We start from the raw sequence: 15,598 nt of genomic DNA, 5'->3' as shown, positions 1-15,598 counted from the left end.
GAAAATGTTATGCAGAGTCTGGGGAACGATAGCGAGCTTGCGGTGAAGAAGGATCAGGAATATTTATGGCACAACATTACGCCTTATAGTGAAAAGAATCCGCCTATGATTGCCGCCTCGGCGAGTGGGTCGTGGATTACGGATATACAGGGCAATCGATTTTTGGATGGGATGTCTGGCTTATGGTGTGTAAATGTGGGATACGGGCGCAAGGAGCTGGCGGAAGCTGCTTACAATCAGTTGCTGACCCTGCCTTATTTTCCTCTGACACAAAGTCATCTCCCGGCGATTGCGCTGGCGGAGAAGCTGAATGAATGGCTCGGAGACGACTACGTGATCTTCTTTTCCAATAGTGGATCGGAAGCCAATGAGGCTGCTTTCAAAATGGCACGCCAGTACCAGCAGCAAATCGGCCAGCATTATCGCCATAAATTCATTGCCCGTTATCGTGGATATCACGGCAGTTCGCTGGGTGCATTATCTGCAACAGGCCAGGCCCAGCGCAAATATAAATATGAACCGCTGGCGGGTGGGTTTCTGCATGTAGCTCCCCCGGACAGCTATCGCCGCCCGGCCGGGATGACTGTGGAAGAATTCAACCTCCAGTGTGCACAGTCCATAGAGGATATGATCATCTGGGAAGGCGTGGAGACGGTAGCTGCGGTGATTATGGAGCCTGTAATTACGGGTGGTGGCGTCATTGTACCGCATCAGGTTTATTTGGATCGGGTGCAGGAAATCTGCCGTAAGCACGGTGTGTTGCTCATTATGGATGAGGTGATTTGTGGATTCGGGCGTTCTGGACGTAAGTTTGGTCATCACAACTTTAATGTGAAGCCTGACATCGTAACGATGGCTAAGGGACTGACTAGCGCTTATCTTCCTTTATCCGCGACTGCTGTTCGTAAGGATATCTATGAGGTATTTAAGGACAATAGCGATGACTATGGCCATTTTCGCCATGTGAATACTTTTGGTGGCAACCCTGCCTCCTGTGCGCTGGCGCTGCGTAATCTGGAGATTATCGAGCAGGAGAAGCTGGTGGAACGTGCGGATCTTTTAGGTAAAAGAATAAATACAGAATTTACCGAGCTGCTTGATCACAAGCTTGTAGGTGATGTCCGCAGCTTTGGTTTGATGACAGGGGTTGAGCTGGTTGAAGACAAGGTCAGTAAGAAGCCGGTTGATCTGAATATTGTGAAAGGAATTATTGCCGAATGTAAGTCCAAGGGGCTTATCATCGGCAAAAATGGCGATACCGTAGCTGGGTTCAACAATGTGCTTACCTTCGCCCCGCCGTTATCCTCCACGGATGAAGATATAGAATTTATTATCGATACCTTTAAATCTGTGCTGAACGGGGGCTAGGTAAAGTGATTTTGTCTGGATATAGAAATTGGTAAGCGCGCAGGGCGACTTGAATGGAGATCCGATTCTCTGGCTGCATGAAGTCTTCACCCAGTAGCTCTGTTATTTTGTCCAGGCGATAATAAAGTGACTGTCTGACAATGAATAAGTTTCGAGCGGCAATTTGTTTGGAACCATCATGATCCAGATAAACACGAAGGGTAAGCAGCAGCTCGCTGCCTTTGGTTTGGTCGTGGTCGATTAGCGGGCCGAGATAACTGCGAATGAAGTTCTGCAACGTTTTTCCGTCATTTAAGCTCAACAGCAACTGGAATACACCCAGCTCTTCATAGAAGAGCAGTGACTTCTGGTAACAGGAGTATAACGACAATGCCTGTAGGGCTTCCTGATAACCGGAATAGGCTCGTTTTAGGCGCTTATGTGATTTACTGACTCCAATGACGAGCTGCAAATCCTTGAGTTTCTCATCGGAGCGGATGTTCTGCAGGGCCTCAAGTGCTTGTTGAAGTCGCATTTTGCCAGGCATTTTTGATTGGATGTCGAGGGCGATGACGGTGAGGCGATTGTTCTTAAGGGTGATCAGCGGACGTAAAGAATATTTCTCAAAGATGGAACGCAGGATGAGCGAAAGGTGGAAGGTGATGGACTCCCATTCGTTCTCCGAGCTGTTCCATTTTACATCTCTGGGGTTCTTGATCTCTATAAGGCATACACGGTAAGGGAGCTCGTTGACCACATTGAAATTAGAGCCTATCAGGCCCTTTAAGCGGTTATCATCTTCGATGCGGCCGTTGATCAGCTCGTCGACCCATAGATTTTCTGAAAAAAGCTTGCGCTCCTCCATATACCGGGTTCGCAGCAGCTCCTGAGCAATGGACAAAGAGGCGGAATCCAGCAGCAGACAGTCGAATTCCTGTGGTTTGTGATTGCATACCATCAGAATGTAAGCCCAGGTCTGATCCAACGCACCTACAGGCTTGAGCGCGATGGTCTTCTGTCCATATTCCCGGATATAGGGGGCAGCGTCAGGTTGAATTCCTTCCAGCTCGTCGCCGAAGGCGGTGAAAAAATTCAGCAATGGAGCCTGCTCTTCCGGCGAAAGGGCCGGGAAAAATAAGGGTTTGCCTTGCAGCTGCATATAGACAATTTGTGTGCGGGTGCTTTTGCACAATAATTGCAGCACTTTCAGCGTTCCTTGTGAAGTTAAGGTCAGACGGTGGAATTCACGTGAGATTTTTTCAAGTTCTTGGAGCATCCGGTGATGCCGGTTGATGATAATCGAATGAAGATCCAACGTGATATCTACGAAACGAACCGTGCGGGTGAAGATGATTAGCGGAAAGTCATGCCTATCGGCTAATTCGATCATCTCTTGCGGGATGGTGCTGAAATACGTACCTAACTCAATACATAGGCAAGCTGCATTTTTGTCGATCAGGTTCTGCATAAACTCCAAGGAGGAAGGGAGATCGACACTTGCACCAATCCCCGTAGTCAAAATCATTTCTTCGCCATGAATCAGAGTCTCGAAGTTGGCACTTTCCAGCACATGCACCCAGCGAATGGCACGGCTTAGGCCGCTTTTCCCGCCGATCACCTCGGCTTCTGTGAATAGTGGTCTTTTTAAAGCGTCACGAATGGTTAATACAAGCTCCCAGTCCATAGTTACTCCCCCTCGATCTTCTGCGCTCCGGCCTTCGGTTAATGCCCTGTTATTCTCAGCCTATTCTCACACGTAAAAAATACAGTTTTGAAATTAGACAAAGTGTCTAATGCAACGAAAATTCGAAATGACTATAGTTTGATTAACGGATGTCAGTATATATAACCTAATCAGGGAGAGAGTTGAGAGATAATTTCTGTTAAAGCTTATATTACTACAATAATTAAAAGATGTAAGCAAAATATTCAGACAAAACTTGAAATAGTGTTATATTATATAACACAAATATGAAAAATTACCCATAAGGAGGGACTAGTGATGGAGCATTCTTCTCCGTTAACAGCATTTACACCTGATATGTTCATGCGTAATTTCGCCGAGGCTGAGCCGCCTCTGACCCATAAAGGTGCCATGGATGAGTCCAATCGCTGTCTATATTGCTATGATGCCCCATGTATAAAAGCATGTCCGACCAGCATTAATATTCCCTCCTTTATCAAACGGATCGCCACTGACAATCTGAAAGGCTCGGCACAGACGATTATGGATTCCAATCCTGTGGGTGCCAGCTGTGCTCGTGTTTGTCCTACAGATGAGCTGTGTGAAGGCGCCTGTGTGTTAAATGATGCCTCGGCGCCGATCCAAATCGGACTGCTGCAGCGTTATGCGACAGATTGGGCGATGAACAGCGGAGTTCAATTATTTAAGGCTGGCATTCCTAATGGGAAAAAGGTAGCCGTTATCGGCGGTGGTCCTGCGGGATTGTCAGCGGCTAGGGAACTCGCCCGTGAAGGTTTTGCTGTTGTGATCTACGAAGCGAAGGCGTTAGCGGGTGGGCTGGATACACATGGGATTGTATCGTTTCGGCTCCCGCAGTCTGTATCTCTTTGGGAAGTAGAGCAGGTAGAGAAGCTGGGTGTGGAAATACGTACAGGTGTGAAAGTCGGAGTAGATGTTTCTGTAGATGAGCTGAAGTCGAATTATGATGCCATCGTTTTGGCAGCGGGTATGGGTTATGTGCCTCCAATAGGGATTGAGGGTGAAAAAATGGCTGGAGTTTATGATGCTATTGCGCTCGTAGAATCCACTAAGACGGGCATTCCTCTACTAGAGCTGATGGGTCAGCGGGTCGCTGTCATTGGTGCAGGGAATACGGCTATTGATGCAGCGACTTGCTCAGTGCGGCTGGGAGCCACCAATGTGAAAATGGTCTACCGCCGGACCCGCGAAGAGATGACGGCTTATGACTTTGAATATGAATTTGCGAAGCAGGAAGGTGTGGAGTTCAACTGGCTTACCTTACCGAAACGTATCGTGGGTGATGGGCTTGGGAATGTAACTGCACTGGAATGTGTGCAGATGAAGCTGACGGAGGAGCTGGGCAAAGATGGGCGTCCAATACCTATGCCGATCGAGGGTTCTGAGTTCTTGATTCCTGTAGATGCAGTTGTAATAGCTATTGGTCAAAAGCGTCGTCTAGATCTAATAGATTCCTTAGGTCTTATGCATGACCGTGGGGTTGTGAGGGTGAATGAGGTCACCTGCCAAACCTCCGATCCGCAGATTTATGCCGCTGGGGACATCATATTTGGTTCAGGTAAAGGCGAGGCCATGGTTGTATCAGCGGCACAGCAGGGAAAAGATGCAGCCCATGCGATTGTTAAACAATTCTCAGGCCAGCAGGAGGTCGTTGTTAGATCTGCGGGCTGAGCGTAGAAATCAAATAGGATTTTACATGACAGGGAGGGAACATCAATGGCAGATTTAAGTATTAATCTCGCAGGAATCAAATCACCGAATCCGTTCTGGTTGGCCTCCGCGCCGCCTACGAATACAGGTTATCAAGTGCAGCGGGCCTTTGAAGCGGGTTGGGGCGGGGCGGTGTGGAAGACGCTCGGCGATCCAATCATTAATACCTCATCGCGTTTTGCGGCAGTAAATTTCAATGGGCAACGGGTTGCGGGCTTTAACAATATTGAACTGATCACCGACCGTCCGCTTGAAGTTAATCTGAAGGAAATCTATGAAACGAAAAAAAGATTCCCGAATCATGCGATTATAGCCTCCCTGATGGTAGAACCAACGCAGCATAAATGGCATGAGATTGTTAAGCGGGTAGAGGATGTGGGTGTAGACGGTCTGGAGCTTAACTTTGGCTGTCCGCACGGGATGGCTGAGCGTGGAATGGGCGCTGCTTCGGGGCAGCAGCCTGATCTGGTGCAGGCACAGACCACCTGGGTAAAAGAAGTTGCGACGACCCCGGTGATTGTGAAGCTGACGCCTAATATTACGGATATCACCGTCGTTGCCCGCCATGCGGTTAAGGGTGGAGCGGACGCGATTAGTATGATCAACACGATCAACAGTCTTGCTGGTGTAGATATTCATAGCTGGAACACCATTCCGAATGTTGGGGGTCAGGGTGCGCATGGCGGTTACTGCGGGCCGGCTGTGAAACCAATTGCGCTTAGTATGGTGGCCGAGTGTGCCCGTGACCGGGGAGTCGGCATTCCTATCTCCGGTATTGGAGGGATTTCGACCTGGCAGGATGTTGTTGAATTCATGTTGATGGGTGCAACGGGCATTCAAGTATGTACAGCGGTCATGCATCATGGCTTCCGGATTGTGGAGGAAATGATCGATGGCCTGAACAACTATTTGGATGACAAAGGTTTGGCTTCCGTAACAGAGTTAATCGGTAAATCGGTATCCCGGTACTCCAACTGGGGTGATCTGGATCTCAACTATAAGGTCGTTGCCCGTATTAATGAGAACAACTGCATTAACTGTAATAAATGCCATATTGCCTGCGAAGATGCTTCACATCAGTGTATTGATATGTTAACTAATACAGATGGGAAAGCTATTCTACAGGTCCGCGAGGAAGATTGTGTAGGTTGTAATCTTTGTTCAATTGTCTGTCCAGCAGACGGCGCGATCGATATGGTTCCAGTGGATACCGGGGCAGCCTCACTGACCTGGAACCAGCGGCAGAAAGTGATCGGAAGTTTGAATGGCACCTATTCGGAAGTGGAGGTGGTGTAAGGATGAAAAAGATTATTAAAAATGGCATCATCGTTACTGCAGCAGATACTTATACAGGCGATGTGGCGATTGAAAACGGGGTTATTACGGAGATTGGCCTTCATTTGGATGTCCCTGGTGCAGAAATTATAGATGCCTCGGGGTGTTATGTTTTTCCTGGAGGCATTGATCCACATACGCATCTGGATATGCCTTTTGGCGGCACGGTTACAGCTGATGATTTTGAGACGGGAACCATTGCGGCTGCATATGGCGGAACGACCACAGTCATTGATTTTTGCTTAACCACCAAAGGACAACCGCTACAGCAAGCCGTAGATACATGGCATCATAAGTCGCAGGATAAAGCGGTGATTGATTACAGCTTCCACCTGATGGTCTCAGAATTAAACGATAAAGTACTGGGTGAGCTTCCGGAGATAATTGAGAAAGAAGGCATTACCTCGCTCAAAGTATTTATGGCTTATAAGAATACTTTTCAGGCGGATGACGGCACACTTTTTAAGACCCTTCAAGCCGCGAAAAAAGAAGGTGCGCTCGTTATGGTGCATGCGGAGAATGGAGATGTCATTGAATATCTTGTTGAGCAGGCCTTGGCCGCAGGCAACACTGATCCGATCTTTCATGCGCTGACCCGCCCGCCGGAGCTGGAGGGTGAAGCTACGGGACGCGCAGCTTATCTAACCGAACTGACAGATTCTCAGCTGTATGTTGTACACGTGACCTGTGCGGAAGCCGCTTGGAAGATTGCTGAAGCGCGTAAAAAGGGACTGCGCGTATACGGTGAGACTTGTCCACAGTATTTAGTGCTGGATCAGACGGCGCTGGAAAAGCCTAATTTCGAAGGTGCCAAATACGTGTGGTCTCCGCCCCTGCGTGAGCAGTGGAATCAGGATGTTCTGTGGGATGCGCTATGGAGCGGCAGCTTGCAGACGATTGGCTCTGACCAGTGCTCGTTTGATTTCAAAGGACAAAAGGATCTGGGGCTTGGCGATTTCTCCAAAATCCCGAACGGTGGGCCGACCATCGAGGACCGGTTTACGATTCTATATTCGGAAGGTGTGCAGAAAGGCCGGATCTCATTGAACAAATTCGTAGACATTATTGCTACCTCTAGCGCCAAGCTGTTTGGCTTGTATCCGCAAAAAGGCACGGTCGCAGTAGGTAGTGACGCTGATCTGGTCATTTTTGATCCTTCTGTAGAAAGAACCCTTTCTGCGGACACGCACCATATGAACGTAGATTATAATGCGTTTGAGGGCTTTGAAGTGAAGGGAGAGCCTGTTTCTGTTCTCAGTCGAGGTGAATTTGTTATTCGTGACAAACAATTTGTCGGCAAAGCAGGTTCGGGAAAATATTTGAAACGCAAACGTTTTGCAGCGGAGGCTCCTCTTCCTTCTAAGGCAGAAATCAGCGGAGGTGTAGTCTAATGTCTGCTTTTGCGGAATATGCCAAAGAACAGCAGGAGATTGATGGGCTGCTTTTTAAAGGGTATACGATTGCCGGCATCCAAGAGGATTTGGACGGTGCCCGAATAAAGTTTGTCAGAGGGGAGCCGGCTAAAAGCTCGGTAGAGCTGTTACTGCTCACAGCGGATGCCCGTAAGTACGTGACAACCCTTGTGGTTGCGGGGTTGAGGGCGGAAGGTGAGCAGGCGGGTTGTTACAGTGGAGAGGTTTGAAGGGAATGGAATTGAAAGCTGAGTAGTGAGCCCACGTAGGATAGGGAGCTTGCCGCTCGGCTTTTTATTGTGCCCATGAAAGGGTGCGAGGAGATAACCTACCTGAAAATAGCCGATTATCGTCTCGGAATATACTTTTTGGGGAAATCCTCCCTAAAAAGTAGCTGATTAGGGTCCCAAAATAGACGTTTTAGGGAAAATATCCCTAAAAATCACTGAAATACGCCGATTTTGCGCAAATTCGTTGAATATTAGGGAAGTTTTCCCTGATTTGCAGTTATAGGCACCTGAAAGACCAAAAATCAGGGAGGATTTCCCTAATCTATTTCTTCTTCTGCTGCTGCTCACGCTCTATATACTCATGCCGTAATATGGACATGATATGCAGAGATTCAAAATGTCCCTCAACCTTTATACAGTCACGTAGAGTGCCTTCCAGTGTAAAGCCGCAGCTTTCATAGACATGGCGAGCCCTGTGGTTGTGATCTCTAACATCCAACCATAGCCGATGCGTCTCGTGTGCTGGAAGATCCAGTCGCTCACGAGATGAAGCGACAGTTTGCTATAACCAAAGCCCTTGGAATGGATCACGATTCTTTTTTGATACGAACGATAAGATGAGTATCTTGAAGTCCTGTTACGATGATATAGCCGACTCTTTTCCCGGAGCTCTCCCAATTTGTAAGGTGCAGGATATCTGGATCATGGATAGCCGTAGAGTGCTCCGCTTTACTCCATTGTCCGATATAGGCACGATTAAGCTCACTTTGTTCAATGGCTAGAACGAACGCTAAGTCCTGCTCGGTGGTAGTTTATAGATCCAACGTTTCTGAATGAATGATCATAACCTTATGCACTGTAGGAATGAACGCAACTTCGTGTATAATTGAGACCAAGTGTTAAGAATTCCAATCGGATGAGGAGATCAGCTGGTTATGTATTTTCTTGATATTATGTCTTGGCTGACAGAGGATAATCTGCGGCATCTGCTGGAACAATATCGTTCGTTTGGGCCCTTTCCGGGCATTGCGTTAACGTTTATGAAATCATTTATACCACCACTACCAACTATTGCGATCGTAGGGCTAAATGGGGCCGTATATGGTTTATGGTTAGGTTTTTTGTATTCTTGGATCGGTCTGGTTGCAGGTTGTGTGACTACCTTTTGGATTATCCGCAAAGTAGCCTCCCATCGTTATTTACGAAAATGGGCAGCGCGGCCCAAAGTAGCCAAAAGCATGACATGGGTACGGCAAAGCGGATTTAGCTATGTTTTTCTGCTTAGTATATTTCCGGTAGGGCCTTTTGTTGTGATTAATATGGCAGCGGGGCTTGCCGGGATGAGGTTCCGTTCGTATCTTCTTGCGCTCACGGTGGGCAAAGCGATTATGGTATTCGCAGTTTCATACATTGGCAACGATCTGGAACGTTTCATTCGCCAACCGTGGGAGATTATCTATGTTCTGTTGTTTATCGGGCTGTCGTTATGGGGAGTCAAAGCCATCGAAGCGCGTTTTGCTAGAACAGCACAGGATGGGAACAAGATAGCTTAGTATAGTATCAGAATTAACTTGAATTCCTAAATCTAAATAGAATAAAGGAGGAAATGATGATGAAATATCGTAAGCTTGGCAGTACAGGAATGAATGTCTCGGTGATTGGCCTAGGGACTTGGCAGTTTGGCGGAGAGTGGGGCAAGGATTTCACTCAGGCTGAAGTCGATGCCATGTTGGATAAGGCTGGGGAGCTGGGGATTAACCTGATTGATACGGCAGAATGTTACGGAGATCACTTGTCGGAGAAGTTCATCGGGGATTATCTGGCGCGCCGCAAACGCGAGGACTGGGTTGTAGCTACGAAATTTGGCCATCATTTTCAAGGGCATTTGCAGCGGGAACAGCTATGGCGTGCTGAGGATGTGCTTAAGCAGCTGGACGACTCCCTACGCGCACTCCAAACAGAGTATGTCGACCTCTATCAATTCCATTCCGGAACGGATGAGCAGTTCGATAATGATAAGCTGTGGAGTATGCTCGACAGACAGAAGCAAGCCGGTAAAATCCGTCATTTAGGCGTGTCGATCAGTGCATCGGGCTCGGGGGTGCATCAGACCTCTGCGGCAGCGGATGTGCAGGCAGAGGCCATACAAGTAGTATATAATCGGCTGGATCGTCAACCTGAAGAAGAGATTCTTCCGCTGTGCATCGAGCATCAATTAGGTGTGTTAGCTCGCGTTCCGTTAGCCAGTGGTTATTTGAGCGGCAAGTATAAGCCAGATGCGATTTTTGCTCAGGGTGATGTGCGAGCGAACCATAAAGAGGATGTAAGACAAAAGCAGCTGCGCGCAGTAGCAGAAATTGCTGCCAATGAAGTGCCATCAGGTCTGGATATGGCGCAGTGGGCTTTGGCTTGGTGCCTCCAGCATTCCGCAGTAACCAGTGTAATTCCGGGCTGCAAAAATGTAGAACAAGTCATCTCCAATGCCAGTGCTGCCGATTTGGACATGGTGAAGGGCAACGTGTGATAAGTTAGAATGTTACACGGTGAAGAGTTCTTGGAGCTTCATCTCGGGTGAATGCTTCACGTAGATATGATTCCAGCTGTTCGTGGAAGTATCGTAAAGATAGTCCTGCTTCCATTGCTGGACATGGGTCGCAATACTCCTTACAGCGGATACAATTCTCTCTACTTCCTGATTAGTCATAATGGGATGTAGAGAGATGCGAATCCACCCTGGTCTGAAGGATTGGTCGCCGCTCATGATTGCTCCGGCAATCTGAGCGGATTGCGTCCACCCTAATCCGAGCAGGTAATGTCCATATGGACCTGCACAAGAGCAGCCGCCTCGAGCTTGTATGCCGAAACGGTCATTCAACAGCTGGACAGCAAGGTTGTAATGAATATCGCGCAGTGTAAAAGAGACGATTCCATGACGTTCTGTATGATCTCCGGCCAGCAGTGAGCACTCCGGTATGTCGCTGAGTCCTGCCAATAATTGCTGACACAGCTCGTGCTCTCTCATCACCATATATTGACCGTTTCCATTCATCTGCTCCTTCAGCTTCACGCAAAGTGCCGTGCGAAAAGCCTGTAAAAACCCCGGTGTTCCCCCGTCTTCCCGCATCTCAATCGCATTAGTGTAGCGGCGTCCTCCCCAAGGGTTGACCCAGGCTACTGTACCTCCACCCGGTTCGTCAGGAATACGTCCATTGTTCAGCGCTTCATCAAAGATTAGAACGCCGTTTGTGCCCGGCCCACCCAGAAATTTATGCGGAGAAAAAAAGATCGCATCAAGCTTCTCCAATGGGGAAGGTGGGTGCATATTGATAGGCACGTAGGGAGCACTGGCGGCAAAATCCACAAAACACACGCCCCCATGACGATGCATAGCAGCCGCTAGCTTTGCGTAAGGCGTCTGAATTCCAGTCACATTAGAACAAGCTGTAAATGAACCAATCTTGAAACGGCGATTGGGGTATAATCGCAGCTGGTCTTCAAGCTGCTGGGGGTCAATATTTCCGTCCTTTCCGGCGGGAATGGTAACGACGTCACCAAGCCCCTCCTGCCAAGGAAGAATATTGGAATGATGCTCCATATGGCTGGTGAAGATAACGGGGCGATCTTCCAGCGCGCGGTTATTATGTTCCTGTAGCCATTCCGGGAGCCTTAATCCCATGATACGCTGCAGCTTGTTCACGGCTCCTGTTGTTCCATTGCCGCAGAAGAGCAGTACATCCTGAGGGCCGGCATTTACATGGTTCTTAATGATTTGGCGAGCTTCATTATAAGCCTGCGTCATGATTAGTCCGGTGGTGTTGGAATCTGTATGTGGATTGCTGACGTAGGGACCGAAGGCTTCCTGCAACTTGCGTTCGATCGGTTCATATAGGCGCCCGCTTGCGGTCCAATCGGCATACAGAAGCGGTTGTCTGCCATATGGGGTGGTGATCTGATGCCGAATGCCGATGGTGTGACCACGAAAAGTATCAAAATGGTCTTGTAATGAAGCGGGCGTCTCTGCAGAAGAGGCGTGGATGATGTTTAGCACGGATATTCCCTCCAGCCCGTACGCCGTCAGTGCTAAGTTAATGGGGTGTATTTTCGGCGTGCCAGTAGTTTCTATGGCAACAGTATATGCCTGCATGGGGGATTGGGTTAAAGCCTAGTCAGACTTTAAATAAATAACTGTACATCACTTTCTAAAGCATCTTTTAAATATGCCGCAGCATCGATGATTTCGACCTCTGGCAGCAGTTCCTCGGGCTTAAAGCCCATGATCTCCACAGAAAGCTTGCAGGCATAGAATTTGATGTTTTTTTTACGAGCCCCTTTTAGAAAATGAATCAGCTTCGGTGCGCCTTGTTCCTCCATCATTTCCTCCAGCATCATTCGTCCCAGCCCGCTAAAGTTCAGATGAGAGAGCGGCAGCTGCCCAGGGCCCTTCGGTGTAATAACATCCATCAGCTTCTCGTAGATACTCTTGTCCTCAAGGGTCATTTTCTCCGGATCACGCACCAAAAATAGACCCCAGAATGAAAAAAACATAGTAACCTCGACATCGATATCTCTTGCGGCATTCGCTAGGATCAGTCCAGCCATCGCTTTGTCGTATTCCCCACTGAACATTAGCAGATTGATTTTTTTGCTCACCCTGATAATCCTCCCGTTACTTTTATTAGAATGTCATTAGTATGGTTGTGGTGGGGAGAACTATGCGAAGAAGCTTTCTGAAATTATAAAAAAAAGCCCCCTTTCGGGAGCTTGAGATTTACTAATGTACTTCAGGATCTTTAGATTCTGGATCTGCATTGCGACTGATGTCGTAATAACGGGCGGACAGCCAAATAGCTCCGGTAAATAACACGATGAGTCCAAGGACGATAGAAAAGCGCCAATCGCCTGCCTTGAAATTTAATTGAAGCACCGTTAGTACCAGTGAAACTTGGGTCCAAACCAGTGTTCTTTTGCGAAAAGCCGCAATATCGCCAACCATCTTCGGGATATTCCGAATGATCAGATAGGCAATAACTGCGAGAATAAGGGCGAAAATAGCAGTTACCGCTAATTCAGAAGAGGACAGGACATGCATAGTCTCAGCATCCTTTCGGCTTGCAAAAGTATTAGTTTCAGATCAGAACAATTTCTATTTTTTGAAGATGCCCAGCGGAGCTCCAATCGGTAAGAAGCTGCGGCCGAAATGAGCGTTTAGCACGGATGCTCCACATCCGTAAAGGGACACAATACCAATACCAAGCTCAGCACAAGCAGCAAGCTTATGGAAGAATTCTGGAGCGATCCCAAAGGAATCAAAGGTTAGTCCGATAAAAAGAAAATCTATCAATACAAAAATGATAAGCAGAACTCTATTTGCCTCAACGGCACCAATCGTCATAAAGAGTGTGAAGATCAAGTAACCCAAAAATACAAATCCGAGCTGCTTAGGATCTACAGTCTCCGCAAGCGTTGGACCAAATACGCCAAGCTTGATCAGCCAGCTGCTAGCCATGCCGAACCAAAAGAAAGCGTAGGCGCCAAAGGCGGTCATACCAAAGGTATTGTTGTGCTTAGCATCCTGAATGGCGGCGAATAGCTGCGCGAATGCTCCCAGGAAGATAGCCCAAGGAATAACATAGCTAAGTCCTGTTGTAAATTCAAGCTTCTGTGAAGAAGCGACCAATGTGACAATAGCCAGTCCGAATAGCCCGATGGCGCTAGGGTCGGCAGTGACGATTTTGACAGATTGGGTGTTAGGGGATTGCGCTGACATGACAGTAAAAGCCTCCATTATTATATATAGTTTTACGCTCTTAAAAACAGCCCGTAAGGGGCGCTGTTCATAGGCTTGCCTATCATATCATATCGGTATGTGCTTGCCTATAAAACAACACTCATTTTTTGTCGTAAAATAGGGGTCCTGCGTGAAATAAGGAATTGTTTACATTTTTATCTTCCATTATCAAGTTACTTGACCAAACAAACGGAAATATTATGTCAAGAATAGACATTATATGCAGTGATAATCTTCACAATCTATCGAAAATTGATGTATAATAGTCAGTGATAATTATTATCAAATCATATGAAAAAGGCGGTAAGCTTGAAGTGAACAAATGGACATTATTTACCAAGGCGACCCGGTTTTGGAGTTTTTCTGTTATGCTCATCCCGATTGTTTTGGGGACCGTTGGGGCATATGTATGGGAAGGGACATTCCATCCGGTTTTATTTATTCTTACATTAATAGGGGCGATTTCGGCGCATTTGTTCTCCAATATGGTGAATGATCTGTGGGACTTCCGCAACGGAACCGATACAGAAGCAAAGAATTCCGCTGGTGAAATCAGCACAAACTCCGGGCTACTGACAGGTGGGATCCTCTCGGAGTCTTTTTATGCAAGGATGACCTGGAGTATGCTGGCGATTGCCCTTATCTGTGGTGGGATTCTTAGTATATATAGCGGTTGGAATATCCTCTGGTTTGTACTTGTTGGTGCTTTAATCGCTTATTTCTATGTGGCTCCGCCACTGCGTTATGGCTATCGCGGCAAAGGTTATAGTGAGATGGCCATTTTTATTGCTTTTGGGATTATGCCTGTATTAGGCTCCTATTTCGTACAAACCGGTCAGTTTAGCATGAAGCCTGTAATTCTCTCGCTGCCTGTCGGATTTTTAACTACATTATTGTTGTTTAATCACCATTTCCTACATTGGAAAGCGGATGAGCAGGCGGGTAAGCTTACGCTTGTTGTAGTATGGGGAGAACAAAAGGCACTTGTATTCTCACGTGTACTTCTTTTCACTGGCTATGCTTCGGTGATAGTCTGTGTGCTGTTGGGTGTACTTCCTGTTTACGCACTGCTGGCGCTGGTTACAGCTTTCTGGCCGCTGCGCATTTACAGTAGTCTCAAGCAACATAATGCTTCGCCGGCTTATATCCCGCTGATGGGTGCTTCACAAAAAGCCTCCGTACGCTGCGGAGTAGTAATGGCAATAACTTTATTAATTCAAGGCTTGATCTGATACTAATAGATGGACTACAGAAGGAGTGAGCTTTCATGGAAAAGAAGGACAAGGTATTGATGGCAGAAGAACAACAAGTTAAAGGCAATCGCATGGTTCTTGGGGATTTCCACTCCATTTTAGAAGAAGGAAAGGTCTGGAAGACGGGTGGATTTACACTGCCTGACGGATCATTTTGGGCTTACCGTGAGCCGGAGGCTGTAGTTATCGTTCGTAATGACACCCTGTATGTACGTGCGAAGTTATCTCGCGAGAATCATCAAGTGCAAATTCTGGACAATGCCAAGCACATGTATTATTCAGCCAAGCCAGTGGAGATTCCGGAAGCAGGAGAGATTAGCATTGAGCTGCAAATTCGTTGCCGTACACAAGGAACTGCACCTGGAGATCTGTATGATGGATATGTATCGCTGAACCTGCTGGATTTCACGACAGGCGCTGCGCTCGATTTCTTCGCGGGAAATGACAAATATGCTAGTGTATATGGTATTTTGCCGTTCCCGGGTGTACAAGTACCAGAAAGCACTGGAACGAAATACTTCTGCATCTTTAAAGAAGATACGGATTTCAAACCACGGGAATTCAATACGTACCGTATTACCTATCACCGTGGCAATGATGAGGCTGTATTCTATTTGAACGGCAAGGAAGTACGCCGCGAGAAAAATATTCCGCTTAAATTCAATAACTTCACTGTAGCGCTCGGAATTATGACAGAGAAGGATCTGAGTCCTGAAGGCAGTGTGTCTGTACATGGACAAACAGTTATTGCAGAATGGTCCCCAGTGACGGTTACAACAACTGAACAGTAATGCCTTGCA

At 47.4% G+C, this 15,598-nt stretch carries 15 protein-coding genes; 9 read left to right on the top strand and 6 right to left on the bottom strand.

Translation table 11 applies throughout. The features are described from left to right. Positions 1–9 precede the first annotated feature (9 nt). A complete protein-coding gene (locus NSQ66_RS28950) occupies positions 10–1,368 on the top strand; it encodes an aspartate aminotransferase family protein (RefSeq protein ID WP_076140682.1) in 1,359 nt (452 codons plus the stop codon). Here NSQ66_RS28950 and NSQ66_RS28945 read toward each other — a convergent pair. Then, positions 1,343–3,031, bottom strand: coding sequence for a PucR family transcriptional regulator (locus NSQ66_RS28945; protein ID WP_076140684.1), 1,689 nt, complete (start codon positions 3,029–3,031; stop codon positions 1,343–1,345). The genes NSQ66_RS28950 and NSQ66_RS28945 overlap by 26 nt on opposite strands. A 318-nt stretch (positions 3,032–3,349) precedes the next feature. Between NSQ66_RS28945 and NSQ66_RS28940 the strand changes: the two genes are divergently transcribed. From NSQ66_RS28940 to NSQ66_RS28925, 4 genes are read left to right on the top strand one after another with little or no spacing between them, the layout of a single operon-like run. Then, entirely contained in the window at positions 3,350–4,741 is a 1,392-nt protein-coding gene (locus NSQ66_RS28940; protein ID WP_051491219.1) for an NAD(P)-dependent oxidoreductase, read from the top strand. A gap of 45 nt (positions 4,742–4,786) precedes the next feature. Further along, the gene (preA, locus tag NSQ66_RS28935; RefSeq protein ID WP_036682054.1) at positions 4,787–6,076 is read left to right on the top strand and encodes an NAD-dependent dihydropyrimidine dehydrogenase subunit PreA; all 1,290 of its coding nucleotides are present in this window, start codon (positions 4,787–4,789) and stop codon (positions 6,074–6,076) included. Positions 6,077–6,078: 2 nt separating this feature from the next. After that, positions 6,079–7,506 carry a dihydropyrimidinase gene (gene hydA, locus NSQ66_RS28930; protein WP_036682053.1) on the top strand — a complete coding sequence of 476 codons (1,428 nt, stop codon included), beginning with the start codon at positions 6,079–6,081 and terminating at the stop codon, positions 7,504–7,506. Further along, positions 7,506–7,757 (top strand): hypothetical protein, encoded by a 252-nt coding sequence (locus NSQ66_RS28925; protein WP_051491218.1) that lies wholly within the window; start codon positions 7,506–7,508, stop codon positions 7,755–7,757. Before hydA ends, NSQ66_RS28925 begins: the two co-directional genes overlap by 1 nt. 322 nt (positions 7,758–8,079) lie before the next feature. On the opposite strand, the gene NSQ66_RS28920 is transcribed toward NSQ66_RS28925, so the two are convergent. Continuing rightward, positions 8,080–8,256, bottom strand: coding sequence for a GNAT family protein (locus NSQ66_RS28920; RefSeq protein ID WP_256720259.1), 177 nt, complete (start codon positions 8,254–8,256; stop codon positions 8,080–8,082). Positions 8,257–8,692: 436 nt separating this feature from the next. Between NSQ66_RS28920 and NSQ66_RS28915 the strand changes: the two genes are divergently transcribed. Next, positions 8,693–9,310 carry a TVP38/TMEM64 family protein gene (locus tag NSQ66_RS28915; RefSeq protein ID WP_036682051.1) on the top strand — a complete coding sequence of 206 codons (618 nt, stop codon included), beginning with the start codon at positions 8,693–8,695 and terminating at the stop codon, positions 9,308–9,310. A gap of 59 nt (positions 9,311–9,369) precedes the next feature. Continuing rightward, a complete protein-coding gene (locus tag NSQ66_RS28910; RefSeq protein ID WP_036682049.1) occupies positions 9,370–10,281 on the top strand; it encodes an aldo/keto reductase in 912 nt (303 codons plus the stop codon). A gap of 12 nt (positions 10,282–10,293) precedes the next feature. On the opposite strand, the gene NSQ66_RS28905 is transcribed toward NSQ66_RS28910, so the two are convergent. The 4 genes from NSQ66_RS28905 to NSQ66_RS28890 all read right to left on the bottom strand — a co-directional run bounded on the left by NSQ66_RS28905 (position 10,294) and on the right by NSQ66_RS28890 (position 13,524). After that, a complete protein-coding gene (locus NSQ66_RS28905; protein ID WP_036682047.1) occupies positions 10,294–11,805 on the bottom strand; it encodes an aminotransferase class V-fold PLP-dependent enzyme in 1,512 nt (503 codons plus the stop codon). 125 nt (positions 11,806–11,930) lie between these two features. After that, positions 11,931–12,407 carry a DsrE/DsrF/DrsH-like family protein gene (locus NSQ66_RS28900; RefSeq protein ID WP_036682046.1) on the bottom strand — a complete coding sequence of 159 codons (477 nt, stop codon included), beginning with the start codon at positions 12,405–12,407 and terminating at the stop codon, positions 11,931–11,933. 121 nt (positions 12,408–12,528) lie between these two features. Continuing rightward, positions 12,529–12,846 (bottom strand): hypothetical protein, encoded by a 318-nt coding sequence (locus tag NSQ66_RS28895; protein WP_051491217.1) that lies wholly within the window; start codon positions 12,844–12,846, stop codon positions 12,529–12,531. A 54-nt stretch (positions 12,847–12,900) separates the two neighbouring features. Next, positions 12,901–13,524, bottom strand: coding sequence for a GPR1/FUN34/YaaH family transporter (locus NSQ66_RS28890; protein ID WP_076140687.1), 624 nt, complete (start codon positions 13,522–13,524; stop codon positions 12,901–12,903). 335 nt (positions 13,525–13,859) lie between these two features. On the opposite strand from NSQ66_RS28890, the gene NSQ66_RS28885 reads away from it, so the two are divergent. After that, positions 13,860–14,777 carry a prenyltransferase gene (locus tag NSQ66_RS28885; RefSeq protein ID WP_036682043.1) on the top strand — a complete coding sequence of 306 codons (918 nt, stop codon included), beginning with the start codon at positions 13,860–13,862 and terminating at the stop codon, positions 14,775–14,777. A gap of 35 nt (positions 14,778–14,812) precedes the next feature. Further along, the gene (locus tag NSQ66_RS28880) at positions 14,813–15,589 is read left to right on the top strand and encodes a DUF6081 family protein (protein ID WP_249267652.1); all 777 of its coding nucleotides are present in this window, start codon (positions 14,813–14,815) and stop codon (positions 15,587–15,589) included. The last annotated feature ends 9 nt before the right edge of the window (positions 15,590–15,598 follow it).

Source organism: Paenibacillus sp. FSL H3-0329, assembly GCF_037963285.1.
Classification (GTDB): domain Bacteria; phylum Bacillota; class Bacilli; order Paenibacillales; family Paenibacillaceae; genus Paenibacillus_AQ; species Paenibacillus_AQ odorifer.
The sequence above is the reverse complement of the archived record's forward strand: the minus strand, read 5'-3'. Positions and strand labels throughout refer to the sequence as shown.

Coding starts and splice junctions, on each gene's coding strand:
- NSQ66_RS28880 (WP_249267652.1), top strand. CDS start 14,813: ATGGAAAAGAAGGACAAGGTATTGATGGCAGAAGAACAACAAGTTAAA.
- NSQ66_RS28915 (WP_036682051.1), top strand. CDS start 8,693: ATGTATTTTCTTGATATTATGTCTTGGCTGACAGAGGATAATCTGCGG.
- NSQ66_RS28945 (WP_076140684.1), bottom strand. CDS start 3,031: ATGGACTGGGAGCTTGTATTAACCATTCGTGACGCTTTAAAAAGACCA.
- preA (WP_036682054.1), top strand. CDS start 4,787: ATGGCAGATTTAAGTATTAATCTCGCAGGAATCAAATCACCGAATCCG.
- NSQ66_RS28940 (WP_051491219.1), top strand. CDS start 3,350: ATGGAGCATTCTTCTCCGTTAACAGCATTTACACCTGATATGTTCATG.
- NSQ66_RS28950 (WP_076140682.1), top strand. CDS start 10: ATGCAGAGTCTGGGGAACGATAGCGAGCTTGCGGTGAAGAAGGATCAG.
- NSQ66_RS28910 (WP_036682049.1), top strand. CDS start 9,370: ATGAAATATCGTAAGCTTGGCAGTACAGGAATGAATGTCTCGGTGATT.
- hydA (WP_036682053.1), top strand. CDS start 6,079: ATGAAAAAGATTATTAAAAATGGCATCATCGTTACTGCAGCAGATACT.
- NSQ66_RS28890 (WP_076140687.1), bottom strand. CDS start 13,524: ATGTCAGCGCAATCCCCTAACACCCAATCTGTCAAAATCGTCACTGCC.
- NSQ66_RS28925 (WP_051491218.1), top strand. CDS start 7,506: ATGTCTGCTTTTGCGGAATATGCCAAAGAACAGCAGGAGATTGATGGG.
- NSQ66_RS28895 (WP_051491217.1), bottom strand. CDS start 12,846: ATGCATGTCCTGTCCTCTTCTGAATTAGCGGTAACTGCTATTTTCGCC.